The sequence below is a fragment of the Paenibacillus sp. FSL M7-0896 genome (assembly GCF_037975415.1).
Taxonomy (GTDB): domain Bacteria; phylum Bacillota; class Bacilli; order Paenibacillales; family Paenibacillaceae; genus Paenibacillus_AQ; species Paenibacillus_AQ silagei.
Map to the genome: position 1 here is coordinate 3,670,057 of NZ_CP150250.1, position 24,809 is coordinate 3,694,865.

The following is a 24,809-nucleotide window of genomic DNA, read 5'->3' on the forward strand; positions in this document are numbered from 1 at the left end:
ATAAGAAATACTTCTATCGATCTGGAGTTTGTTAATCTTTCTGTTAGAAAAAGCCCTTCGCCTGCTTAATACGGAAGGAAAGCATAAAACTCAAAAGAACGAAAAACAATTGAAGAGACAGAGCCAATATAATCCCAGTCAACAACCCCAAATCCAGTGATTGACTGACGGCGATAAGGCCTCCGCCGATTCCGATGCTTAGTCCCGGACTAAATGCGTCGGTAAACTGAAGGCTGGCGGCAATCTCTCCTTCTTCACCTGTCTTGGTATGCTGTAGGGCAATCGCTCCGGTCGTAGGATGTGCCAAACCGATGCCGAAGCCAGTGAAAAGCTGTGAAATCACTGCAAATGCGATCCCTCCTTCGGGAAGGCCAACAGCGAGAATGACCGCAGCCACTCCAATAATCATAAATCCAATACCAACGGTTACCCGCTTCTTCCGTCCCGTCCCATGATCCTTGGCATCTAACTTGGACTGGATCCAGGCTGCCGCTGACCAGCTTAATGCACCTGCGGCTACAATTAATCCCGCCATATCCGCAGGAAGCTTTTTCACATCTGTCAAAGCCAGGACAACATAGCTCTCGGTCGCATTATAACTGGCCACAAAGAATCCTCTGGAAGCAATCGTAGCCGGCAAACCTCTTCTGGCACTTAAGGTGCCCTCTGGCAGCAGCTTCCGCAAGGGCTGAATCATGATAAGTAAGCCTGCTGCCGACAGCACCATGCCTTTCCAATCGGTTATAAAGCCCAGCCCAGCCAGCAACATTCCCGCTCCAATAGTCAGTAGGACTGCCAAACCTTCTTTTCGGTTATTCTTGGACGAGGTATTCACTCTAACTGTAAATTTGCGGAAAGCGGGAAGCGTCAGCATGACAGCCAAACCAATGAAGGGAAGCACCAGCCAGAAAACAAGTCTCCAGGAGACATGCTCCGCTATAAGCCCGGCAATATAAGGGCCAATTAAGGCAGGTACAATATATGCGCCGGAAAACAAAGCAAGTATTCTCGTTCTCAGCTTATCGGGGTAACCTAAAGTGATGCTGTAATACACACATGTAATGATAGCACCTCCACCAAAACCTTGAAACACCCTCCCTATGATTAGGGTAATCATATTCACGGAAGTCGCCGCAATCACGATACCGATCACAAAAAACAGTATGGATAGGCCAAACGAGGCAAATAGGCCGTGTTTGTTAATCCGCGCTCCTATGATCATCGTTCCCAGGATTTGTGCCAACAGAAAAGAGCTAAATATCCAGCCGTATAAATGTAGCCCGTTCAATTTTTGTGCCAGGCTTGGAGCAATCGTAACCACGGCTAAACCTTCAAACGCAACGGTAGTTACAGCAAGAATAATCCCAATGGTCAATGCTCTGTACTTGGCGTCGAAGACCCCTGCTTCTTTTGCTGATAGTTCCATCTGACAATTCTCCTTTTAAGAATAAGTTTTGGAATTATAATAGTCACAGCTATAGTTGCCGCAGCAAGTATATAACCGAGAAAACTCTCTTCCCTTTGATTATAGAGAGTCTCCTCTTAAGACTATAGATCTTTTACGTTGTTGTAGATTACAGTAAGAACCCTGCGAAACGTCTCAACTTCCTCTTTGGATAACCCCTGGATCGTTTTGTTATATGCCTCATTGGAAGGGGTAAGGATTTCTTCTTTGATATCCCGTCCTTTAGGCGTTAAATATACACGCAAAGACCTTCGATCCGTCTCATGAACCACACGATAAATGAATTCCTTCTTCTCCAGCTTGAACAGCATTCGTGCAACATTAGTCTGGTCCTTGTGCAGTCTCTCGGCAAGTTCTTTTTGCGTAATCCCTTCCTTTTCCCATAGTACGATGAGGATTTCCCACTGATCTACTGTAATGTCAAACGGATTGACTACCTTTTGATAGTAATTATTCAATTTAAGTGCCGCGCGCTGCACATTCACACCAATATATTGTTCTAACTCCAAGGTCGGCCTCCTTTATAACAGTCATGAATATAGTTGCTACGACCATTATAATCACACTTCTTTTGCGTGTCAAATCATATAAATAAAGCCTCTAGAAAGTCTAGAGGCTCTTCGTCTTACATATTTAATTGCCAGTCATCTTCTGATAAGTGCTCTCAGAAATGGTTCTTCTGGCGGTAACATAGCGTTCCTTGTAGTAACCTGATGACAGGCTGGTGATCGTAACGCCCTTGTTGCTTGAAGAATGTGCAAATTTGTTGTCGCCCACATAGATGCCTGCATGCGAGATGCCGTTGCCCCCGGTTTCGAAAAAGACAAGATCTCCCGGACGTAAATCGGACTTGGCTACATATTCGCCTGCACTTGCCTGCGACTTGGATGTTCTCGGAAGATCTAAGTTAAACTTGCCAAATATGTATATGATAAATCCGGAACAGTCAAACCCTTCAGATGCCTTGGTTCCTCCCCATTTATATGGAGTTCCCATCACATCATTAACCTCTTGATCAAGTCTGGAGCTGTCATCCGCAGATGCTCTTTCAGATCCAAACGATAGCAATAGCACAATACTCAGTAGCCATACGATTCCTTTCTTCAAAAAGAACTCAGTCTCCTTTCTTGCCGGCTAATGCTGCCTGACAAATATTAATTTTTTGTAACTATTATGAATGATAGTTTAATATTCTCCTTTCGTCAACCCCTTCTATGATTTTTTGAAAGAGTTTACATCCCCCGGCCTAGATTAATCTCTCTAATCCGCTCCAGCGGCACCTTCGGCTCGCGATCCGCAGTCATTAACCCGTTAACCTCATCCTGAACGTCTGTAACCTGCGTATAACAGTACCCGGAGATGAATGGAATGGCCTGAATCGCCCGGGTCAAGCTGCCGAACCGCTCCAGAAAAGCTTCCTCGCTATCCACCTGATGGCCATAGCCCCAGCCGTGTTCGCTTTTGAAGGCAATCCCCCCATATTCGCTGATGATGATTGGCTGCCCCTTATAGCTGTAACCTTCTGCAAAAGCAAACTTCCACTCGTTATACGTACCGCTGCTGCCGGTAATAGAGTCTTTATCCTTGTAGGTTTCATATAGTGCTTCTCCCCGCTCTACATAATCATGCAGGGTCAGAATGTCAGATACCGTATGCTCCCAGCCGTCATTCGTAATCACCGGACGGTAAGGATCGATAGACTTAGTCAAATAATAGATGCCCTCCGTGAATGTCTGTTGCCGGACGTCATGAAGGATATTCTGCACCCCCCACGATTCGTTAAAGGGCACCCAGGTGATGATGCACGGATGATTATACTGCTGCCGCACGACCTCCAGCCATTCGTTGGTGAACCGCTCCAGCGCCTCGTCGTTATATTCATAAGCGGCCGCCATTTCCGACCAGACCAATACCCCTTTGACGTCACACCAGTACAGGAACCGGGCGTCCTCCACCTTCATATGCTTGCGTAGCCCGTTGTAGCCCATCTCCAGAATCGCTTCAATATCTTGAATCAGCGCTTCTTCTGACGGCGGGGTCAGATGACTATCGGTCCAGTAGCCCTGGTCCAGGATCAGTCTTTGATACAGCGGGAGGTTGTTCAGCAGGATCTGGCCGCCCTTGATCGAGATATTGCGCATACCGAAATACGAGCCGACCCGGTCTATCTCCTGTTCACCCGCATACAGCACGAACTCGATGTCAAAAAGATTCGGGTTCCCCGGAGACCACAGGTTCTGCAGCCAAGGCCCGTTAATGCCGCCCATCATGCTGACCTCCACGGTCATCGAAGCTCTATCTACCGGCAGGCTAAGCTTATTCACTCTTTCCCCTTGAAACGTAATTTCCGTCTCCAGCCGGAGATCCTGTGCTTCATTCAAGCCTTGCAGGCTGTAGTCCAAGCGGAGCATTTGGCGGTTAATGTCGGGTGTCATTTTCACTGAATCCAGCCGGGTAGCGTGGACATGCTCCAGCCAGACGCTTTTCCAGATGCCGGTGGTCTGCACATAGAACGAATCGTGGTTCCGGCCCGCCCAGCGCTGCTTGCCCCGGGGCTGGAGACAGCTGTCGCTGTCGGTCACCATCAGCACAATCTCGTTCACGCCATCCTGCCTGAGCAGATCAGTAATATCGAAGGAGAACCGCGCATACGCCCCCTCATGCTCTCCGGCATAGCCGCCGTTTACCCAGCAGACCGCCTTATAGTCCACGCCTTCAAAATGCAGCACTGTCCGCTTCCCTTCTAACGCCGGGGACAGGACGAGTTGCTTGCGGTACCAGATCCGTGGGTGAAAGTTCTCCTCACCGATGCCGCTGGCCGCTGTCTCGTAGGTGAATGGAACGTTAATGGTATGTGTGGCCGGAAAATGATCCATCCAGCGCGCCGCAATGCCTGCGTGATCATCATCAAAGCTAAAGTCCCATTCTCCGTTCAGATCCAGCCACTGGCTACGGACAAATTGGGGTCTCGGGTAGTTCGGGGTATAGAATTTCGTAGCTGCTTTCGTCGTTGTTCCAGTCATATTAGAATGAACCCTCTTTCTCATTACTGAAGTATTCTCCATATTCACTATCACAGAGTACTCCCTTGTCCCTGGAAAGAAAATGAATTATTCTATTGATTGACTGATCTATCCTCCAAAAAGGTGGAATTGTGTATGATCACCCTAAAGCGGTGCGGTTCGAATGTTATTCATCCAGAGGGCATGACGATTGACCGCCCGGAAGGCTCCGGCGATTACGTCTTTGTATTCTTTCGGAGCAAGATGGAGCTGAGGCTTCAGACGCGGAGCGTCTACGCTGAACCGAATACTTACATCATCTATAACAGAAACAGCCACTACTTCTACAGAGACGCAGAGCTGCCGCTGGTGCATGACTGGTTTCACTTCGAGCTGGAGGGGGCGAATGCTTGGTTTGAACGCTTGAAGCTGCCGCTGGACACCTTAATGAAGGCCCATGACCCTCTCTATATCACCAGAAAAGTGATTGAGCTTCACTGGGAGAATCTGCAGAACGGCAGCTTCCGCCAGGAGATTATCGACTCCATTATTCGTTGCCTGTTCATGAAGCTTAGCGATATGCGGCATCATGTGGAGTCTAGCCAGCCGGTCAGCAAATACTATGATTCATTCCTGAACCTGAGAAATGAAGTGCTCAGTTCCCCCTCCACCTGGTACTCTGTCGAACAGCTTGCGGAGCGGATGAACATGAGCCCGTCCTATTTTCAGCAGATCTATAAGCAAATCTTCGGTATTCCGGCCGTCAGCGACATCATCCTTAACCGCGTGGGCCATGCGTCCTATTTACTGAAGAGCACCACCTATACCGTCAGCCAGATCTCTGCAAGTTGCGGTTATGAGAACGATGTCCATTTCATGCGGCAGTTCAAGAAGTTCACCGGCCAAACCCCGAGTGAATATCGAGGGCAGGGCTGATGGCGAGGGAAGAGAGGCTCGGGGTTATTGGCTTAGATGAGCACAAAAAAAGCAGCAATCCAGAAACTACATACCTGTTCCAGACCACCGCTCATTTGGAGATGTTAATCAAACAATCCACATGATCACAACAATAATTAAAGCAATAACACCTACGGCAATTAACAGATCAGAGATCTGCCGCCATAATCCCTGAGGCCCTTCTTTATGAAGCTTTTGTTCATTAACGTCATGATTGGCTTTGTGCCCGCCGGGATCAGTCGAATTCGCATGAGGTCCCGGATTGAAGAAATCAGACATAAAATCGCCTCCCTTTCCCACAATTATACACCATTTAATCTCATTTATGGTAAACAGAAAGACTTTGGCTTAGCTAACATTTGAATTTTGGCTTTAAATATCCTATTTTAAAAAGATAGAGTTTCAGCAGCTAACGGAAGAGGCGAACACAGTATGGGCGATATACATGAGAGGATGTCAGCGGGAACCCGGGCTTTGATCGAGGATAACTTCCTCCAGCTCATGGAGCAGGAAGGATTTCACAAGGTGAGCGTACGCCAGCTGGCGCTTAGAACACATATTAACAGGGGAACGTTCTATCTGCATTTTACAGATAAATACGATCTGCTGGAGCAGCTGCAGCGGGAAATACTGACAGGTCTGGAGCAGGTGATGGTTGTCAAAATCGTACGCGAAGAGATGTCGGAGCATTATCTGAAGGGCATACCCTATCCGCCCCTGGTGCATATTCTTGAGTATCTGCAGCAGCACGGCGAGCGGCTCCGGTTATTTCTCGGGGCCAAAGGGGATGCGGCATTTCCGGGGCAATTCAAGGAGGTTGTCAAACGCAGCTTCTACCGGAAGCTAGAGATAAATGGCGTATTTGCCGAACACCCGGCGGTTCCTCCAGAGTATCTCGCTGCGCATTCCGCGTCTATTTTCCTCGGAATTACGGAAGAATGGCTGCACAGCGGGATGCCTTATACTCCGGAGGAGCTGGCGGTGATCTATAATGAGGTCTTATTCATGCAGTCGACTCTGATCGCTAAGGCTTAAATCGTAATCAGCACCTTACCACGGAGCTTACCGGCCTCGCTCATGGCATGGGAGGCAGCCAGCTCGGCCAGCGGCAGACGCTCAGTAATCCAGAGCTTCAGCTTGCCCGCATCCACCAGCTCTGCAACCCGCGTCAGCAGCGTACGATCCTCTTGTGCAAACAGCCGGTGTGCCTTAACGCCAAGCTGCGCTGCCAGCGCTTCGTCCGCAGGATTCACTGCCGAGATCAGCGCTCCTCCCTCTTTTAGCAGCGGCAGCCATGTGTTGAGTACCTCAGTGCTCTCAGGGGACAGATTGAGGATCAGATCCACCTTGTCCGTCAGCTTGTCCGTGACGCTCTCCTTGGTGTAATCAATAATCTCGTCAATCCCCAGCTCCTGAAGCATCGGCATACTGGCCGCTGAGGAAGTCCCGATAACATACGCTCCATGCTGCTTGGCGAATTGCACCGCATAGATGCCTACCCCGCCAGCGGCTCCGACAATCAGCACACGCCCACCCTGCGGCAGATTACCGTGATCGAATAACCCCTGCCATGCGGTTAAGACACCAATCGGCAGCGCAGCTGCATCGGATAGCTCCAGGGAGACTGGCGCCAGCGCAGCATGCTGCGCTTTGGTGACCACATACTCTGCGGCAGCACCGTCCCGGGACATATCGAGCGCAGCATAGACTCTGTCCCCCGGCTGAAAGTCCGTAACCTCTGCTCCTGCTGCCTCCACCGTACCCGACACTTCAAAGTTAGGAATGTAAGGAAATTCATGCGGGAAAATAGCTTGCAGGTATCCCTTGCGGATTTTGACATCTGCCTGATTGAATGCGGTCCCTGCCACCTTAATCAGAATCTCGTCTGCTGCGGGAACGGGGATCGGCGCATCCTCATACCTTAACTCTTCTAGCCCTCCAAATTGATGTATCCGAATCGCCTTCATATGTGTAGCTTCGTTCACTGCGATCACTCCTCCAGATGAATTGGGAATCCGCGTACCGTTGAAGCAAGATGTGTACTGTTCCTGTAACTCATTGTAGGGTCCCGCCCAAGCGGATACAATCAACAATCAGGCCTCAAGTGTTCATTCTTCTCTCTAAGGGGTAGTAGAGTATAATGGCACAGGCATCCTTGATGAAACCTGCTACTGAAAGGAGACTACCTATGGACAATATGGATACGATCGATCTCATCGCCATTCTGGCTCTGGTGCTGGCGCTATTGCTTATGCTCAGCGTGTTCAGTCTGAAGAGGCGTGTGAATGAGCTGGAAGCCCGGCTCAATCAAAGAGATCCTTACGGAGGAATGCCCGCTGACCCCTCCTTCAGCCGAACCAGCCATATTCCTGCGCCGATGTTCGTGCAGAACCCGGAGCTGGCACCGGACCTCGAGCGGAGAATCCGCCTGCTGATAGCCGAGGGCAAGAAGATCCAGGCAATCAAGGTCATGCGTGAAGCGCGGAATCTGGGCCTGAAGGAAGCCAAGGACTTCGTAGAGAACCTGGAACGGGGCGGGACCTTCCGCTAAGCGAACCATGAGTGAATGATCAAGAATGACCTCAGACTGCCACTGGACAGTGGAAGCTGAGGTCATTCTTGGGATGAGGCTGATACCAGCAATGAAGCTAGATATCCTTGTGCACATAAATCCGGGTCGAAATCAGATAAGAGCTATAGATCATGACGAGGTATGCCAGCACGCCGATGGCAATAAGCAAGACATTATCCAATCTGCCAGTGCTAATCCATTCGGCAAGTGCCGGAAACCGTTTAGACAAGCTGGTAATTGCCGTGAAATTCAGCATGATCACCATTATAAAGATGAAGTTGACGATCTGCATCCCTTTTTGTCCAAGCCAGTAATACATCGGCAGATAAATTGAGGCTAATAAAGGGAACGCGGCAGTAGCTATTCCCAGCTCTCTCCAGCGCAGCGGTTCATCCAACTTGCCCATCGTAAAAGCAACCAGATACAGCAGAATCGTACAGGTCAGGCTGAACAAGGAGAATGGAATCAGCGTCATATATTTAGCCTGAATCAGCCGTTGCCTTGGCACCGGGAGCGTGGCCAAAAACTTCTGGTTGTTATGCTGCATATCGATGGTACAGGAGTTAATGAGCAGCAGCATAGCCGGGAACAGCGAGAACACCGTATAGGCTTCAGCGCTCATATAACCCATAATCAGATAATAGGGAATCAGCAGGAGGATGAACTTACGGGTAAGCATGAAGTCTTTACGGATCAGCGCAATGGAATTATGCATGGGCTTCGTCCCCTTTTACCGTATAATACATAATCTCTTCCAGCGTAGGTGTCTCGCAGATTGCGGTGTCCCTGAAATAACGTTCACCCTCCGCGCGGTTGCTGATCAGGCCCTCGAATCCCAGCCCGTTCTCCCGCAGCCCCACGAACCACCGGCGGACATCACGGTCCAGCAGCTCCTTCCCGCCTTTGACCAGCAAATAGCGCTCGCTCAGACTCTCCTTCATCTCATTGAATACAATCCGTCCCTCGTTAATGAACACAATGTAATCAGCAACGCGGTCCAGATCCGTGGTGTTATGAGTCGAGAACAGAATCGACTTCTTCTCATCCTGGATATGCTCACTGAGCAGCTCCAGCATCTCCCGGCGGAAGATCGGATCAAGCCCCGAAGTAGGCTCATCCATAATCAGCAGATCGGCACCATGGGACAGAGCGATGGCGAGCGAGAACTTGATCTTCATCCCCTTCGACAGATCCTTGATTCTCTTACCCGGCGACAGCTTGAACTGCTCCTGAAATCTCAGATATGTATCGTTGTCCCAGCCTGGATAGAACGGAGCAATAATATTCTTCATCTGCTTCACGGTCATATTCTCATAATAAAAGCTCTCATCCGAGACGTAGCCGATCCGCCCCCGAATCGCTGCCTGCTCCTGATGGTTGTTCTGGCCGAAGACCCGGATGTCCCCTTGGTCCTGCGAGATTAAGCCCATTATCATCTTGATCATTGAGGTCTTACCTGCGCCATTCGGGCCGATCAGCCCGGTAATGTAGCCCTCCTTGATGGGTAGCGAAATATCCCGCAGCTCAAAACGGTCGTAGCGCTTCGTCACATGGTCCAGTTCAATTACATTACTCATTCCTGTTCCTCCTCATAGAGCAGCTTCAGCATCTCCGCGAGTTCAGCGTATTCCATGCCCAGCTGTCTGCTCTCGTCAATAATCTCCTTCAGCTTGCCCTCTACCATCCGCAGCCGCTGTTCCCGGATATATTCCTGATCGGCCCCGGAGACAAAAGATCCCTTGCCGACAATCGAGTTGATCAGCCCCTCCCGCTCCAGCTCCTCATAAGCCCGCTTTGTGGTAATGACGCTAATCTGCAGCTCCTTCGCCAGTAAGCGGATCGATGGCAGCGGCGTACCCGAGAGTAGCTCGCCTTGGAGAATCATCTGGCGGACCTGCCCCACAATCTGGGCGTAGATCGGTTCGCCAGATGTACTTGATATCACGATATTCATGCAGCAGCATCAGCTTCCTTTGTGTTTGTTGTAACTAGTGTATATATGTAATATATACACTATATTCAGTTGTGTCAATCCCTTGTGTCATCCCCTTAATTAGCCGATCATCCCCTGAGACCGCAGAAAGTGGTAGACGATCTCACTCTGCAGCCTTACTCTTAAGGCATAGTCCAGGCTCCAGCAGGTCTCTACGGTCACCGCCCGGGCACCGAGCAGGCGCTGAAAGGCCATCCGGGAAGTTCCTGCACGCTCCCTATGCCGTATGTTGAAGCGGTAAGCTCTATTCGTGATCGTCTGATTCATCCGCTTCACAATTTGCTTCGCCAGTCCATGCGCCCGGCTGACCGGGCTGATGATCAGGGTCTGGCCGACCCGCTTCGGATTCAGCTCGGACAGCCCGTTCGCCTCATGCAGATCCAGCACCCACGAAGGGCGGTAGCGCAAGGCAAGCTGCCATACGGCTGCCGACAACGGATGACGGGCCGGGGCGCCTTGTCCGCGCGGGAAGGTACGGTTCAGGTCAGGATTCCCGCGAATCCCCTTGCGCCGTGCGATTTGGTTCACCAGCGGGACGATAATCAGCTTCCCTGAGCGCAGCATCAGATCTCCCCGGCTGAGCCGGCTGGCGATGCCTTGCGCTGCACGGCTGCTCGCCGGCTCATTGCCGTGAACACCGGAGATGATCATGAATACAGGTCCGGGGACGCCGCTGCTAATGACATAATAAGGTGTGGCATAGGGCGTTCCTGCCGCCAGTGTATGCTTCTCTACAGACAATGCGGTTCACCTCGCTCTGGATAATGCGGATCATGTGGATGATGGTATACAAGATTCTGGACAGCACCAACGGTTACTCTGTAATGTATGCGGATTACCTGCGGGGGATTGGACGAATAGGACAGCAAAATAACCCCACAAAGTGGAGCTTTAGCGTAGATGATGACTCAAAAACTTTGCGGGGACCCCAAAACATATAAACTCTATCTAAAAAAGCCGGACAAGTCCAATATGGACTCATCCGGCTTCTTCTCTGGATGCACGATAGTACTAATAAAACACGACCTGGTTCTTCCCGGCAGACTTCGCCTCATAAAGAGCCTTCTCCGCCTTGGCAATGAAGTCAGACGGGCGGTCAGAGGGAACCGGTACCTTCAACAGGCCGCCTATACTTACAGTGACCACCCCTTCCTCTTCAAAGCGGTCGCGGGGAATCTGCAGATCAGAGACACCTTGACGGACGGACTCGGCTAATTGCTCCGCCTGGGAGGCGGACGCACCCGCCATCGTGAGGATGAAGTTCGCCCCGCTGAAGCGGGCCACGAAGGTGCCGTGCGTGATGCTGATGATATTCAGTACATCGGCTACCGACTGGATACAGAGATCGCCGCCCTTCAGCCCGTGTACCGCATTATAGGAATGGAAATCATCGATATCAATCGACAGCAACAGCAAGGGTTCCCGGGTATTCAGCGTATCCTCCCAGCGCTGATCCAGCTCATGCACAAGGGCCTGGCGGTTCGGCAGATCGGTTAGTGAATCGGTCGTCAGATAGCTTTGCATCTGATTGGCCGCATCCATATAGGCTTCACCCTTCGCCTCTGTACCAGTTCCAGTGTTAAGCACCGCCATAATGGATGGTCTGCCGCCATGAATGACCGAAGCCAGACTCAGGCTTACGTCCAGCGGTCGCACGTCGCTGCTCAGGAACTGTCCCTGATCGGATACGAACTGGGTCACATTCTGGCTCAGGTCTGTGAAGTGCTGCTCCAGGGCTGGCCGGTAAGACTCCTGCACATAGTTCAGGAACGGCTGCCCGATCAGGGATTTTCCTTTCTCTTCACCCATCAGCTCCACTGCACGGTTATTGCAGTAGGTGATCACATCATCGGTAATCATGAAGAAGGCTACCGGAGACAGATCCATCAGCTGCAGATACCGCTGTTCGTTGTGGCGCAGACTGCGGGCATTCTGCAGGGCCTGTTCTTCCGCCTGACGCAGCTGGTTCTCGGTCTGTCCGCGCAGAATAGATTTGAGCTGAGGCAGAATGTTAAGATGCTGCTCTCTCCACGGAAGTGAGGTGGACTGAACCACCTGCCGCCATTTCTCAAAGGACTTGCGGGGAGACAGGCGCAGTCCGTCATTCTCCTGAATGACAGCCTTAGCCGGATCTCCGGCCCAGTCCACAATCTCGACCACCTCAGGCCTGAACCAGATCATGTAATTCTGGTGTCCTGGAGTCAGGGCGAGATAGATGACACCGGAGGCTTTATTCTTGTAAGCTTTGGCTGATTCATATTCCAGACTGAGCCTGGAGGTGCAGTAGGTGTAATCCTTCGACTTCCCTGCCAGCCAGCCGGCAAGCTCCCGCACCTGCTCCTGGGAGGGTGTTACTCCGAACAGCATCAGCTTGTCCTGATAACACACGGCTGCGCCGGAAGCCTCCATCATACCCAGTAGTGTCTGCTCTTCATCGCCGAGCTGTTCAATCACCCGGGAAGAGCTGACGTTACCTGTGAAAATATCAACAATTCTCATCGCCTTGGTCCGCAGTTCCAGCTCCGTCTGATAATTGTCGAGCTGCTGACGCTGGTACAGCTCACTGGAGAAGAAGGCACCCAGGAAATTACACAGATTACGGATACGGTGCGGGACATACTTGGGAGAATAGTGATGACAGGTGATCAGTCCCCAGAGCTTGTTATTATTGATCAGCGAGATGGTGGTCGTTGCGCCTACCCCCATATTCTGCAAATACTCGATATGGAGCGGAGACACACTGCGGAGGATGGACAAACTGAGGTTCAGGGGCTTACCGGTAAGTGGCTGCAGCACCGGGGTGATCGGAACCGGAAGATAGTTCACATCGACGATCGTCCGCAGCCAGTTGCGCAGATACAGCTCACGCGCCTGCTTCGGAATGTCAGACGCAGGATAATGATGGCCAAGGAACGGTTCCAGTCCTTCTTCCTTGGCTTCCGCAATCACCTTGCCGTTCCACTGTTCATCGAATTCGTAGATCATGACCCGGTCATAACCGAGCATCTCCTTCACCTGCTCGGCGGCGGCCTGGCTGGCTTCGAGACGGTTCGCCGTATGCTTCAGCCGTCCGAAGAACGTGCGGATCCAGTCGAAGTCATTGGAGCTGTCGCTCTGATCGATGGAGGCAGGCTCCAGTTCAACGATCATCAACCCTTCACTTTCGTGAATGATGCAGAAGAAGTCCTCCGGCTGATCTGCCACTTTAATTGTTATAACTATATATTGTAAATCTGCTGTTTCTTTCGCATTCACACTGCGTTCAAGCAGCATCTTCAGCTGCTCCGGGCCTACCAGGTCAGCCATAGGCGTTCCTAACAGTGCTTCGGCAGCTTTTCCCAGTAACTTACCCGTATTCAGACTGGCCTGGACAATCCTAGGGGCTGTGTCCTGAGTTACGGCCAGCAATACACCATGCGGCTGAATAAGTCCGGGAATATGGATGGGCTCCTTCTCGCAGTTATTAAGATCCACGGGTTCCTTGGGGTCCAGCCCGGCTTCATTCAACAGGGTCCGGTTCAGCGGCTGATTCTCATGTTCTGTATTAAAATCTGACATAGGGCAATGCCTCCATTGAAGTAAATGATTTCTAAGCTGTTTTGGCGTAGGTTCATTCTAACTTACTTTGGGCAGCGATAACAAACATAAGTCTGGTCTGCACAGCCTGTTTTGGCTTGTATTACAGTCTTGGAATAATTATGTATAATATGGATGGATAGAGCATAACCTGTGACGGCTAATCCATTCCTATACTCCGAGGTGACCGTAATGCGGCGAACCAGACGTTCAGGTAGAGAGATTGTTTCTTTTCTGCTAAGCGCCTTCTCCATACTGATCATTGCCTTCTTCCTCATCCGCTATGTGCTTCAGACCGTTTCATTCGCACCTTAACAGCCTGCCCACGCAAAAAGGAGCATTTGGGGGAAATGCTCCTCTTCGGCTTGCATATACCAAGTATTAGGTTGCACTTCCGGAAGAATTGTAATCCGAAAGTCTTACCAATAATTTACCTTAAAAATCACAATAATACAAGTATTTCCTTCTATTCCAGTGAAAATGTGACTAATTCATGACTGCGCTTCGCCGCTTGGCTGCCCGGTAGCTCACCCTCACTCCTGCTGCTGTGACGCCCTCTGCAAAATAGACTGCACAAACGCGGTCTTCCCGTCACAATACGCATCGATATCATAACGGTACGCTTCAGCCAGCCGCTGCTTGACCGCCTGATATTCCTCCCGGGCAGCGGGATGGCTGCGCAGATAATCACGGAACCGGATATGCTCCACGTAACCCTTGCCATCCTTGGGACATACATAAAGATGGTATTTCATGAATCCGTCATCCTGGTTGCTCTTGAAGGCTTCCCGGCCCTCAATGCCCATATTACCCTGATGCTCATAACCGAACGCTTGCAGTCTGCGGATGATCTCCGGCAGCTGGTCATAGCTCTCCATCACCAGATCGATATCAATCACAGGCTTGGCCCACAGTCCTTCAATCGAGGTGCTGCCCACATGCTCCGCTGCGATAATCAGATCTCCGGCGATCTCCAGCATCCGCTTCTCAATTCTGCTATATTCCGCCTTCCAGGCCGGATCATACGGAACCACCTCTACAACCTTAGTCTTCTCAGCCATAATCCCTCTCCTCCTTCGGCTATAACCTGTACCCGCCACTGGAATAAAATACAAACCTCTATCTCATACTAACCCGCAGAGACGGAGGTGAACAGTATGCCCAAGAATAGTGCAGACCCGAAGCATGATCGTGCAGACAACCGCGCCGATTCTAAAAACAACCAGCAGAATCACGCCAGCATCAGCGAAATCCCCCAGATGGTGACTCCTGATAAAGCGGCAGATGTCGTGCCGAGTCTAAACGGCGTGACCAAGAACGAGAGCTGATTTCAGCTTTGCTATGCTCGTAGACCAGGCTTTCCTCTCCGGCAACAGAGGCGGAAGTCTGGTCTTTTATCCATACGCTATAGTTCTACAATAAGTCTAATGATAGAATAATAGAATCCTTTTAATAATGACGGAAAGAGTGGACGTATGCGAATTGGATTTTTTGACTCCGGAATTGGCGGGTTAACGGTGCTTCATCAGGCGCTTAAGCTCTTGCCGCAAGAGGACTACCTCTTCTATGCAGATACAGACCATGTGCCCTATGGGGAGAAGACGAAAGACGAAGTCAGGGAATACATCCTGCAAGCGGTGGATTTCATGGCTAGTCAGCATATCAAAGCGTTGGTTGTCGCTTGTAACACAGCCACCAGCATCGTAATCGAAGAGCTGCGGCAGCGGTATGACTTTCCGGTCCTCGGGATCGAGCCGGCAGTCAAGCCTGCGGTTGAACAATCGGAGGGCAAGCAGAAGAAGGTGCTGGTACTCGCCACCCGCTTAACGCTTCAGGAGAAGAAGTATCATGATTTGGTGCACCGTATCGATCACGGGGAAATTGTTGACAGTCTGCCGCTTCCCGGGCTGGTTCAGTTTGCGGAGCATTTTGATTTTGACGAAGAGAGAATCATTCCCTATCTGAAAAGTGAGCTGACACACTTGGACCTTAAGCGGTACAGCACGGTGGTCCTTGGATGTACCCATTTCCCCTACTTCGAGGGAAGTCTGCGGAAGATATTCCCCGAAGGGGTGAACTTCATCTCCGGCAGTCTCGGAACCGCCAGGCATCTGAAGCAGATTCTTCAAGCAGGGGGCCGGATCAATGAGGGGACGGGCGATATCCTTTTTTACAGGTCCAGTGTACAGGTAGACGATCCTGCATTGTTATCCAAGTATGAGCGCCTGTTCAAGCGTCTGGATGACATTGAACTATCTATTAATCTGAGTAAAAGGAGTGATCCCGCATGAGTCACTATACAGCCATAATGGAGAAATTACGCCGGAATCCGCTGAAGAATGTTACGCTGCTCAAAATGATGACGGCTTATCACGCTCAGATCGACAGCGTGCTGATTGAACAGCAGGAGGAGTGGGGCGTGCTGCTGCTTATGCCTGCCGCAACCTTCGGCTATGATCACCGGACCTACCCGGAGGCTGACACCGTTGTGCTGATGGACTACAGCAGTCCTGAGGTCTTCCCTGCCCTGCTGAAGCGGTTGCCGCGGGACGCCAACCTGGTCTTCAAGCTTCAGGAGGATGCATACCGTCAGGCGCTGGAACCCTATTTCACGCTGCGGCGGGTCCGTAGTCTCTACTCGTATTCTTCGGCCAAAAGCCAGAAGTTTAGCCCAGATAAGGCCTGCACGGTCAGTGAAGCTATCGATGAACGGCTGCTGCCGCTGTGGATGGCGAATGATTATTCGCTAGAGGAGATCACGCAGTATTTTGAAGACGGGGCGTTCGCTGTGACGTTATTTGACGGGGATACGCCACTCAGTACATGTATGGTGTACCGCAATGAGGAACGAATCTGGGAGATAGGCGGCGTACGTACCATAGAAGCTGCCAGACAGCGAGGCTTGGCACAGCGTGTAGTCCGTACAGCAGTCTTCCATACCCTGAAGCGTGGCTACATTCCAAGGTACCAGGTGCTTGAGAACAATCTCGCCTCCATCCGCCTCGCCGAATCCATCGGCCTTACCCGCGCTGTTACGCTGGAGCACTGGGTTAATTATTGATAGTTGAATAGGAGCACTCGCTCACTACCTATGAAGGAGTTAGATGATGAATAATCCCCCTCCGCCCTATCGAGAACAGAATTACTATCAGCAGTACCCTAAGCCTCCGCAGGAGCGGACGAACAGCAAAGCGGTTGCAGCACTGGTACTGGGTATTCTCTCCATCGTAATACCTTACGTCGGCATCCTGTTTGGGATTACCGCAATCGTTCTGGCTTCACTTGCCTTCAAGGAGATCCGTTACAGCTATGAGCAAGGCCGGGGATTGGCGATTGCCGGGCTGGTCTGCGGAATAGCCTCTACTTTTATTTACGCCATCCTCATCATAATGTTTGTTGTAGCTATTCTGTTATTCAATAGCGCACAGACTACGATGGGTTATGTTGTGTTTTAGGTGAAACGGCCTCAACATGCCCACTGCACTATTTTAATTCCATAATTGCATTAAGGTATGAAGCTGCGTTCATAGCTAATATTCAGAGATAAGTGTATTCGGTGCAACTAAAAACAATGAAAACGAAGGCACACCTCTCTTAACTGTATTCCATACAACTAAATTTGGCGGAATGGGCGAAAAGACGGATACAGAAGCATTTTAGTTGTACGAAATACAGCTAAACAGAGATTCAGCGGCACATCCGGTGATTTAGTTGTACAGATTGCAATTAAGCCTATCCCTTGCACCTAATCAGGCACGGCAACCCTCAGCAAGTGATGAGTTAAAAGTAATTTTCACACGTTTAAATCTGATGCTCTACTAGGAGGTAGACAATGCAAGCAAGCGAAAGATACGTTTACCACATTGTAACCCGGAAGAAGATGGCCCTGAATCAAATCATTCATTTTGACAACCAGCAGAAAAACACCTTGTATCGCTTCTTTTTTGAGCAAGAACAGTTGAATTCCAAAGGGGAAGACGTTATTCAAATCCTGCACGGCAATTATACTAATGACGGTTTGAAATTGGATAAAGAGGATGCAGATGTTACGGTTAAGTATGCGGAGCAGACCATCCGAGCGGTTCGAGAGGTGATCGTTGAAATGGTAAGGCTACAGGAACATCCTGAGTATCCTTCACGTTTGTCTTGCTTATACGCAGCAAAGAGCTATGAAGACGCCCTGATGTGGAAAAGCATATTCGATTCGTATCACCGGAAAGTGCTGCAGATCGTGAAACTTAAGGTCACTGGAGCTATTTTTGAAGGTGATGGCAGTCTATTGCCCAAGGAAGACGGGGCCCCATTCTCCCGTAAAATCGAACAAGCCAGAGAATACTGGAAAGGTAATTACAATAATGCGCTCCCAGAGCTGTTGATTAACGGAAGAATCGAAGTCGCAGACATCCTCACAGAGTACCCTTGCTCCTAAGAATGCTGATGCTCTCCTGCTGGCGGTATTCTGTGGGGGTAAGGTTGTATTTCTTGCGGAACATTTGGGTAAAATGGCGCATGTCCTGGTAGCCTACCCGCTCTGCGATATCGGCCAGCTTCAGCCCCGGATTCAGTAGCAGCAGCTTCGCCTGCTCCAGCCGCAGCGAGGTGACATATTCCTTGTACCCCTGCCCCGTCTTCTGCTTGAACAGCTGGCTGAAATAAGCCGGATTCAGGAACACCACCGAAGCGATTCTCTCCAGTGACAGCTCCTCGTAGAAATGCTCCTTAATGTAGTGCAGCGCCACTTCAATGGCCTTCTCCCCACTCCCCTTGAGCGGCTCCAGCGGCGGCCCCTGGAAGGCCGAAGCCTCCCGCATCCGCTTCACGATCTGCGGCACCGTATGAAAGTCACAGCTCCGCCCGGAATAGATCATCTGAAAAGGGATTTTCAAATAATGCGTCAGATGCGTCTTTACCTCCTCCTGGAACTGCTCTACCCGGACACTCTCGCCCGGTGAGATCAGGCCCAGCAGGTGCTGGCGGTCATAGCTGACCACGAAGCCCCGCCCATACCGCTCGATCAGCTCGGAGAGAACATTCTCGACAATGAAATGCTCCAGCCGGGCGCTCTGATCCCCAGGCTCCAGCTGAACCATCACCAGATAGAAGGAGTGATAATCTTCAATGAACGCGTCGATGTCCAGATTCCCGATATCCAGCCCGGAGGCCAGCCGCTGAAATACCCCCTCGCGCAGGAAACGCAGACTGGCCTTCAGCCGCTCGCCTTGCCGCGAGAGCTGGTTGTCCTGCTGGATTTCGATGGTCAGGCTGTCGATCAGCTCGGTCAGCTTATGCTTGCCGATCGGCTTGAGCAGATAGTCCCGTGCCCCCAGCCGGACCGCTTCCTGGGCATAGGAGAATTCGCTGTGGGCAGAGATGACAATCCATTTCACATACGGATACCGGCGTTTCGAGATTTTCATGAATTCCAGCCCGTTCATGCCCGGCATTAGAATATCGGTCAGCACGATATGGATGTGCTGCTCTTCCAGAATCTTCACCGCTTCCTCCGCCCGCTCAGCCACGAACACCTGATGCTCTGCACTAATCTGCTTAATCGTACGCTTGATGCCTTCACGGATGGCCCGTTCATCATCGGCTATAAGAATATTCATCCCGGCAGCTCTCCTTCCACTGGAATAGGCAGCACGATCGCCACCTGCGTCCCCTCACCGGGGAAGCTCTGAATCTGCAGACCATAGCCCTCCCCGAACATGAACCGCAGGCGGCGGTGCAGGTTCTGGAGTCCGATGCCGCTTTTGCCGCCTTCTCTGCCACTGGAGCCCGAACTATCCGGACCATCCACATTCAGCGACTGCTGTAGGCTTGCAAGCTGCTCCCCGTTCATTCCGTCCCCGTTATCCTCCACAATTAGCTCAAGGTGGTCGTCCTCTTGCCGGGTGTATACCTTAAGAATCCCCTGACGCGAGAGCGGCTCCAGTCCATGCTTGACCGCATTCTCAATGACCGGCTGCACCGTCATCTTCGGGACCCTTATGTTCAGCCAGCGTTCATCGATATCCGTCACGATTACGAGGCGGCCCTCCAGACGGATCGAGATAATCTTCAGGTAATGCCCGATCTGCTCCAGCTCCTCCCTCAGGCTCACCTCAGCCCCGTCTTCCCACTGGCTGCTGTAGCGGAACATTGAGGACAGCGACAGCACCAGCTCGCCAAGCTGTTCATTGCCCTCCTCATCGAGCATCCAGTAGATCATATCCAGCGTATTGTAGAGAAAATGCGGGTTCACCTGGGACTGCAGGGCGTGCAGCTCCGCATTCTTTTCACTGACTGAGGACAGCTTGACCCGCTCAATCAGCTCCTCGATCCGCCGGACCATCCGGTTGAAGGAAGCGACCAGAATGTTAATCTCCTGATACGAAGAGACCTTGACCATGCCGCCGAAGTTCCCCACCTCTACCTGGCGCATCTCGCGGATCAGCTTCTTCAGCGGCGAAGAGATGGTCTGCGATACGATCGAAGCAATCAGCGTGGAGACCAGAATGAGCGCCGAGATCACGATCAAGAGATAACGCTTCATCTCCACCAGCTCCACATTCAGATCCTTGTCCGGCGTAATACTCATCACCCACCAGCCCGAGAAAGACAGCTTAGACGCCACAACCAGTTGGCCGCGCTCCTGCTGAACCATCACATGCTCCGAAGCGGGGAGCTTAGGCAGACGGGCAGTGTCCGGCTGCGGATCTGTGGCCGAGGTGACAAACCGTCCATCCGGGGACATCAGGTAGACCTGGCTGTGCGTGCCCAGCTTGAGATTCTCCAGCGCGTCCAGCACCGGCTGCGGGTCCGTCTCATACAGCACGATGCCTATCGGCTTATGCTCATTCAGGTCATAGAGCTGCCGCCCGAAGGCGAAGACCGGACTGTCCTCCACCTGGTCGATCAGGGAGTGCGGGTACACCCCGAGCCAGACCATTTTCCCTGAGGAAGCCTGCAATTGCCGGTACCAGTCCTCCTGCCTATAATTCGGATCGACCACATTCATATAGTTGCCATAGTTGTAGATCTTGCCGCGGTCCGTGATCACATGAATACCCACCAGATCGTCCCGCGAATAAAAAATCGAGCCGATGATATTCGTCACCGTCTGCTCATTGATATAGGCCACCGCCGGCCCGTCCGTCTTCTCATTAATCAAGCGGATCATCTCGAAGTTATTGCTGAGCGATTTGGACAAGGCGTCATACCCCTTATAGAGAAGCGTGAATAAGCCTGCGCTCTGGGCGACGTTTTTTTGCGACAAATCACCGATCTTCTCATGCAATTGGTCTGTAGTCCGGTTATAGTACAGCAGGCTGACAATAAGCAGAATACTGGACATGCAAAAAAGAAACAGCAAGAACAACCGATGATGAATGGAATGAAAGCCGAGCTTCATAAGACTCTCCCCTTTACGCACCTGTTCTGCCGTTTCCTATTATAAAACTTTTCCATTTTTATGCAATGAGAGAATTGGGCACGCCGCACCTTATCCCTTAACCGCTCCGGCCACCATCCCTTTGGTAATCTGATTCGACAGGAAGAAGTAGATCAGAATTACCGGCAGCGCGCCCATCACCAGGAAGGCCCCGATATTCCCGTAGTTGACCGAATACTGGCTCACGAAGGTATAGACCCCGAATGGAAGGGTTTTGAGCCTCTCTGACGAGATGAACGTGGCGGCCAGGATGTACTCGTTCCAGATATTGATGAAGGTTAAGATACATACGGTCATGACAGGCGGAATCGACACCGGCAGGATAATGCTGCGGAAGATCCGGTACACGCTCGCCCCGTCGATGAACGCCGATTCTTCGATCTCATGTGGAATAGCTCTCATGAAGCCGCTCAAGATGAACACGGCGATGGGAGTCGAGAACGCGATGTACGGCAGAATCAGCGACCAGTGGGTGTTGAGAATATGCATGTTTTTGAAAATAATCATCAGCGGCAGCAGCGTGGCCTGCATCGGAATCATCATCCCCATCAGGAAAATGGTCATCACGACATTGCCGTATTTCCACCGGAACCGGGAGATCGCATAGGCCGCCATCGAAGCCAGCAGAATGACACAAATCATCGTAAGGGCGGTAACGAACACGCTGTTCGACAGGTACTTCAGATAACTGCCCGAGGTGTAAGCCTCATAGTAGTTATGCCACTGGAATTTTCGCGGAAAAGAAAAGAAGCTCCCGTCCTGAATCTCCTCATTCGTCTTCAGAGAGTATAGCAGGAGCCACAGCAGCGGGTAGAGCTGGGTAATGACAGGAATGGCAAAAAGAAGATACACGATTCCTTTTTTAAGCTTACGCATGGTCCGCGCACTCCTTTCCTATTCGAATTTTCGCTCAAGCCGGTTAAAGATCATGTTGATGATGCCGGTAAAAATGAGACAGACCACCACGAGGAAGGTCGCAATCGCGCTGCCGTAGCCATACTTGAAGGACAAGAAGGAACTGTTATACATATGGGTGGAGATGACATCCGTTGCATGCGCAGGACCTCCGCCAGTCATGACCATGACCAGGTCGAAGGCTTGCAGGGACCCGATAAACGCCAGGATGATCGAGATTTTGAAAATCGGAATGATCAACGGAAGCGTAATGTAACGATCCGCCTTGAAGCCGTCAGCCCCGTCAATTCTGGCCGCTTCGTACAGCTCGTCGGGAATGTTCTGCACTCCGGTATACTGAATCAGCAGATGGTAGCCGAAATACTGCCACAGGGACACCAGATACAGAGAATACATGGCGATGTTAGGCTCGGTCAGCCAGTTATGCGTCCAGCTCTCCAGCCCCAGGGACACCAGCACACCGTTCAGCATGCCCCCCATCGAAGTAGGGTTATAGATGGTCTTCCAGAGTTGTCCAATAATAACGACTGATAAGATAACCGGCGTGAAGTAGATCGACACCAGCGTGTTGGCTCTGCGCAGATAGCGGTTCAGCAGGATCGCCATCCCCAGACAGAGCGGGATTTCCAGCATGGAAGCCACGGCGTACAGCAGCGTTCTCCGAACGGAGGGCCAGAACACCGGGTCATTCCAGAACATATTCTTGAAGTTGCCGAAGCCGACGAACTGAGAGGTCGTTAGACCGTCCCACTTCAATAAGCCCGTGTATAATGAGACCAGTATGGGAACGAATACGAGGCACACATAGAGCAACAGACATGGCAGTATGAAGGCAGCGATTGTGTATGCCGGAACCTTAAGGACTTTCATCTTTCCCGCCTCCTAATCAAGCAGATTCTTCTTTATCTACTCATTCATATCATTAATGATTAATGCTATTAACTTTAAAAAGTGCATGATAAACCCGATGCGAAGCAGCCTGAATCAGCTGGCTTCGCATCGAGCAGGACGGCTATACGATTGCAGGGAATGCGTTAGATGGCGTAAATTGAGTGAAGCTTAGTTTATACGAAACGCTGAAGTCTTAGGCTTATTTATTGGCTTCAAATGCGGCCTGATGCTCTTTGGCTACCGCCTTGGAATCCATCTTTTGAACGAACAGATTCTGAATGCTGCTGAGGTGGACTTGTGAAGTTGCTGGATTCATCGTGTTGTCAAAGGACAGATCGCCGCCTTTTACTTGGTTGAACAGACCAGCCACAGTGATAGCCAGCTCGGAGTAACCGGCAGCTTTCAGGTCACCGTCTACCTTTTGCCCGATACCTACAGCATTCTTCAGCTCGAACTGTTTTTTAGGATATTCAGAAGCGAAGAAGTTCAGGAAATCCTTCGTTTCCTTCAGATGCTCGCTGTTTGCAGACACGGCAAATGCGCTGCCCGGTGCAAGCATGAATTCGTTCGGATCACCTTTACCGTTAACCGTAGGAAATTGGAAGGCTCCCACTTTACCGGCTACGGAAGAAGCATCATTCGCGCCCGTCTCCCAAGTACCGATAACCCACATTGCTGCCTTACCGGATCTGAAAATATTCCCGCCGGCATTTGCATCGATGGAAGTTGCCCCGTCAGGGAATGCGCCTGCTGCTACCAGTTGCTGGAACGCGTCTACCGCTTCAACAAAGGCAGGATCTTCAAATGTTTTCTTGCCATCCACTACGTCTTTCAGGAAGCCAGGACCGCCGTTTGTACGAAGCAGGATGTTCATGAACAGGAATGAGCCGGTCCACGAATCCTTTTCACCGATAGCCAGTGGAGTAATCCCTTTGTCTTTTAAGAGCTTAACGTCCTTCAGTAATTCTTCAAACGTGGTTGGAGGTGCTGCAATTCCGGCTTGGGCGAATAAGTCTTTGTTGTAGTAGACCACTTCGATATTGTTGCCGTCAGGAAGCGCATACACATTGTTATCGAAGCTGTAATAGTCGAGCAGACCCGCTTGGTACGTATCTTTCAGTCCATTCTGATCGAGCACATCATTCAGCGGGGCTAATAATCCTGCATCTACAAAGGGCTTCATTTGAGCGGCAGGGTTAACCATCGTAATATCAGGTATTTCTTTGGAGGCTGCTTGTGTTTTCAGCTTCACCTTCTGTTGATCCGTGTTCAGCGTATCCAGCTCAATCTTTACATTGGGATGCTCTTTCATGTACTGGTCAGTCAGCTCGTGGATCATTTTGTAAGACGGTGTTGCAGGGTCAGGGTAGATGTTCTGGAAGGTAATGGTTACCTTCTTGTCGCTCGGAGCGTCTGTAGCAGCGGCATTGCCGCTGCCTGTGGCGGCGTTCGGTGCGGCGGTGTCCTTAGCCTTGGAATTGGCGTTGTTGTTCGAGTTCCCGCATGCGGCAAGGCTTACTGCCATTAGCGCGGCGAACGCGACGGTGGCGGTTTGCTTCATTTTTCTGTTGACCATTCATTAAAGCCCCCTCTGTCGTGATAAGCTAATTATCATCGCGTAGAGCGCTTCCGGGCAAGGTGGGAACTGCAGAAATGAGGTTTGTTTTTTCTAGGGTATGCTTGGGCGGGCTTATAAAAAGCACTAAAGAATTGAACTCTAAGCTTGGTCGTCACTACGGTGAACATTTGGACTTCCGGCCGCTGTTGTCACCAGATTTCTTGATTTTAACCGCTAATCGCGGTGGAAATCCGGTGACAAAGGCGGACGCTATCGCTCCTACAGTTCCAAATTTCCCCTCCGCTTCTTTTTTGCTTTTTGTTAATTTCTGAAGTGCATCTTCAGTACAAGCAGCCGATCACGATAGATCGGCTGCTTCCAGATTCAACTATTTTCTAAGCCCGGCTTCGCGTACATTTTATTCAGGATGACTGTCTGCACGATAATG

Annotated in this window: 26 protein-coding genes; 9 read left to right on the plus strand and 17 right to left on the minus strand. The window is 51.0% G+C overall.

Annotated elements, in window-relative coordinates:
* Positions 1-43 precede the first annotated feature (43 nt).
* The 4 genes from MKY12_RS15445 to MKY12_RS15460 all read right to left on the minus strand — a co-directional run bounded on the left by MKY12_RS15445 (position 44) and on the right by MKY12_RS15460 (position 4,488).
* Positions 44-1,426: an MFS transporter gene (locus MKY12_RS15445; protein WP_036726723.1), complete on the minus strand. Its 1,383-nt coding sequence runs from the start codon at positions 1,424-1,426 to the stop codon at positions 44-46.
* Positions 1,427-1,548: 122 nt separating this feature from the next.
* Positions 1,549-1,974 (minus strand): MarR family transcriptional regulator, encoded by a 426-nt coding sequence (locus MKY12_RS15450; RefSeq protein ID WP_036726721.1) that lies wholly within the window; start codon positions 1,972-1,974, stop codon positions 1,549-1,551.
* A gap of 124 nt (positions 1,975-2,098) precedes the next feature.
* Positions 2,099-2,572 carry a C40 family peptidase gene (locus tag MKY12_RS15455; RefSeq protein WP_209873978.1) on the minus strand — a complete coding sequence of 158 codons (474 nt, stop codon included), beginning with the start codon at positions 2,570-2,572 and terminating at the stop codon, positions 2,099-2,101.
* A gap of 125 nt (positions 2,573-2,697) precedes the next feature.
* A complete protein-coding gene (locus MKY12_RS15460; RefSeq protein WP_339314493.1) occupies positions 2,698-4,488 on the minus strand; it encodes a sugar-binding domain-containing protein in 1,791 nt (596 codons plus the stop codon).
* 135 nt (positions 4,489-4,623) lie between these two features.
* On the opposite strand from MKY12_RS15460, the gene MKY12_RS15465 reads away from it, so the two are divergent.
* Positions 4,624-5,403 (plus strand): AraC family transcriptional regulator, encoded by a 780-nt coding sequence (locus MKY12_RS15465; protein ID WP_339314495.1) that lies wholly within the window; start codon positions 4,624-4,626, stop codon positions 5,401-5,403.
* 108 nt (positions 5,404-5,511) lie between these two features.
* Here the strand turns inward: MKY12_RS15465 and MKY12_RS15470 are convergent, their stop codons facing one another.
* Positions 5,512-5,703 (minus strand): hypothetical protein, encoded by a 192-nt coding sequence (locus MKY12_RS15470; protein WP_339314497.1) that lies wholly within the window; start codon positions 5,701-5,703, stop codon positions 5,512-5,514.
* A gap of 153 nt (positions 5,704-5,856) precedes the next feature.
* Between MKY12_RS15470 and MKY12_RS15475 the strand changes: the two genes are divergently transcribed.
* Positions 5,857-6,459 carry a TetR/AcrR family transcriptional regulator C-terminal domain-containing protein gene (locus MKY12_RS15475; protein WP_339314499.1) on the plus strand — a complete coding sequence of 201 codons (603 nt, stop codon included), beginning with the start codon at positions 5,857-5,859 and terminating at the stop codon, positions 6,457-6,459.
* Here MKY12_RS15475 and MKY12_RS15480 read toward each other — a convergent pair.
* Complete coding sequence (locus MKY12_RS15480) at positions 6,456-7,409, minus strand: NADP-dependent oxidoreductase (protein WP_339314501.1); 954 nt, start codon at positions 7,407-7,409, stop codon at positions 6,456-6,458. The two genes, MKY12_RS15475 and MKY12_RS15480, sit on opposite strands and share 4 nt — an antisense overlap.
* Positions 7,410-7,612: 203 nt before the next feature.
* On the opposite strand from MKY12_RS15480, the gene MKY12_RS15485 reads away from it, so the two are divergent.
* On the plus strand, positions 7,613-7,975 hold the full coding sequence (locus MKY12_RS15485; RefSeq protein WP_339314503.1) for a ribosomal protein L7/L12: 363 nt from the start codon (positions 7,613-7,615) through the stop codon (positions 7,973-7,975).
* 97 nt (positions 7,976-8,072) lie between these two features.
* Here MKY12_RS15485 and MKY12_RS15490 read toward each other — a convergent pair whose 3' ends face one another.
* From MKY12_RS15490 to MKY12_RS15510, 5 genes are all read right to left on the minus strand, one after another.
* On the minus strand, positions 8,073-8,711 hold the full coding sequence (locus MKY12_RS15490; RefSeq protein WP_339314505.1) for an ABC-2 transporter permease: 639 nt from the start codon (positions 8,709-8,711) through the stop codon (positions 8,073-8,075).
* Positions 8,704-9,573: an ABC transporter ATP-binding protein gene (locus MKY12_RS15495; RefSeq protein WP_339314507.1), complete on the minus strand. Its 870-nt coding sequence runs from the start codon at positions 9,571-9,573 to the stop codon at positions 8,704-8,706. Before MKY12_RS15495 ends, MKY12_RS15490 begins: the two co-directional genes overlap by 8 nt.
* Positions 9,570-9,950 carry a GntR family transcriptional regulator gene (locus tag MKY12_RS15500; protein ID WP_209873956.1) on the minus strand — a complete coding sequence of 127 codons (381 nt, stop codon included), beginning with the start codon at positions 9,948-9,950 and terminating at the stop codon, positions 9,570-9,572. Before MKY12_RS15500 ends, MKY12_RS15495 begins: the two co-directional genes overlap by 4 nt.
* A gap of 99 nt (positions 9,951-10,049) precedes the next feature.
* A complete protein-coding gene (locus MKY12_RS15505) occupies positions 10,050-10,730 on the minus strand; it encodes a succinylglutamate desuccinylase/aspartoacylase family protein (protein WP_339314509.1) in 681 nt (226 codons plus the stop codon).
* A gap of 270 nt (positions 10,731-11,000) precedes the next feature.
* Positions 11,001-13,547: a diguanylate cyclase gene (locus tag MKY12_RS15510; protein ID WP_339314511.1), complete on the minus strand. Its 2,547-nt coding sequence runs from the start codon at positions 13,545-13,547 to the stop codon at positions 11,001-11,003.
* Between the two features lie 210 nt (positions 13,548-13,757).
* On the opposite strand from MKY12_RS15510, the gene MKY12_RS15515 reads away from it, so the two are divergent.
* The gene (locus MKY12_RS15515) at positions 13,758-13,880 is read left to right on the plus strand and encodes a hypothetical protein (RefSeq protein WP_339314513.1); all 123 of its coding nucleotides are present in this window, start codon (positions 13,758-13,760) and stop codon (positions 13,878-13,880) included.
* Between the two features lie 218 nt (positions 13,881-14,098).
* Here the strand turns inward: MKY12_RS15515 and MKY12_RS15520 are convergent, their stop codons facing one another.
* Entirely contained in the window at positions 14,099-14,626 is a 528-nt protein-coding gene (locus tag MKY12_RS15520) for a GrpB family protein (RefSeq protein ID WP_339314515.1), read from the minus strand.
* A gap of 87 nt (positions 14,627-14,713) precedes the next feature.
* On the opposite strand from MKY12_RS15520, the gene MKY12_RS15525 reads away from it, so the two are divergent.
* The 5 genes from MKY12_RS15525 (at position 14,714) to MKY12_RS15545 (ending at position 17,994) form a co-directional block, all read left to right on the plus strand.
* Positions 14,714-14,893: a hypothetical protein gene (locus tag MKY12_RS15525; RefSeq protein WP_339314517.1), complete on the plus strand. Its 180-nt coding sequence runs from the start codon at positions 14,714-14,716 to the stop codon at positions 14,891-14,893.
* A 147-nt stretch (positions 14,894-15,040) separates the two neighbouring features.
* Complete coding sequence (murI, locus tag MKY12_RS15530; protein ID WP_339314519.1) at positions 15,041-15,856, plus strand: glutamate racemase; 816 nt, start codon at positions 15,041-15,043, stop codon at positions 15,854-15,856.
* The gene (locus MKY12_RS15535; RefSeq protein ID WP_339314521.1) at positions 15,853-16,626 is read left to right on the plus strand and encodes a GNAT family N-acetyltransferase; all 774 of its coding nucleotides are present in this window, start codon (positions 15,853-15,855) and stop codon (positions 16,624-16,626) included. The genes murI and MKY12_RS15535 overlap by 4 nt, the downstream gene beginning before the upstream one ends.
* A 46-nt stretch (positions 16,627-16,672) precedes the next feature.
* The gene (locus MKY12_RS15540) at positions 16,673-17,020 is read left to right on the plus strand and encodes a DUF4190 domain-containing protein (protein WP_339314523.1); all 348 of its coding nucleotides are present in this window, start codon (positions 16,673-16,675) and stop codon (positions 17,018-17,020) included.
* A 377-nt stretch (positions 17,021-17,397) separates the two neighbouring features.
* Positions 17,398-17,994 (plus strand): DUF2441 domain-containing protein, encoded by a 597-nt coding sequence (locus MKY12_RS15545; protein ID WP_339314525.1) that lies wholly within the window; start codon positions 17,398-17,400, stop codon positions 17,992-17,994.
* On the opposite strand, the gene MKY12_RS15550 is transcribed toward MKY12_RS15545, so the two are convergent.
* From MKY12_RS15550 to MKY12_RS15570, 5 genes are all read right to left on the minus strand, one after another.
* Complete coding sequence (locus MKY12_RS15550) at positions 17,972-19,174, minus strand: response regulator (protein WP_339314527.1); 1,203 nt, start codon at positions 19,172-19,174, stop codon at positions 17,972-17,974. The genes MKY12_RS15545 and MKY12_RS15550 overlap by 23 nt on opposite strands.
* On the minus strand, positions 19,171-20,958 hold the full coding sequence (locus tag MKY12_RS15555) for a sensor histidine kinase (RefSeq protein WP_339314529.1): 1,788 nt from the start codon (positions 20,956-20,958) through the stop codon (positions 19,171-19,173). The genes MKY12_RS15550 and MKY12_RS15555 overlap by 4 nt, the downstream gene beginning before the upstream one ends.
* 90 nt (positions 20,959-21,048) lie before the next feature.
* Entirely contained in the window at positions 21,049-21,873 is an 825-nt protein-coding gene (locus MKY12_RS15560) for a carbohydrate ABC transporter permease (RefSeq protein ID WP_209873933.1), read from the minus strand.
* A gap of 18 nt (positions 21,874-21,891) precedes the next feature.
* The gene (locus MKY12_RS15565; RefSeq protein WP_036726672.1) at positions 21,892-22,782 is read right to left on the minus strand and encodes a sugar ABC transporter permease; all 891 of its coding nucleotides are present in this window, start codon (positions 22,780-22,782) and stop codon (positions 21,892-21,894) included.
* A gap of 220 nt (positions 22,783-23,002) precedes the next feature.
* Positions 23,003-24,379, minus strand: coding sequence for an extracellular solute-binding protein (locus MKY12_RS15570; protein ID WP_209873932.1), 1,377 nt, complete (start codon positions 24,377-24,379; stop codon positions 23,003-23,005).
* Between the last annotated feature and the right edge of the window lie 430 nt (positions 24,380-24,809).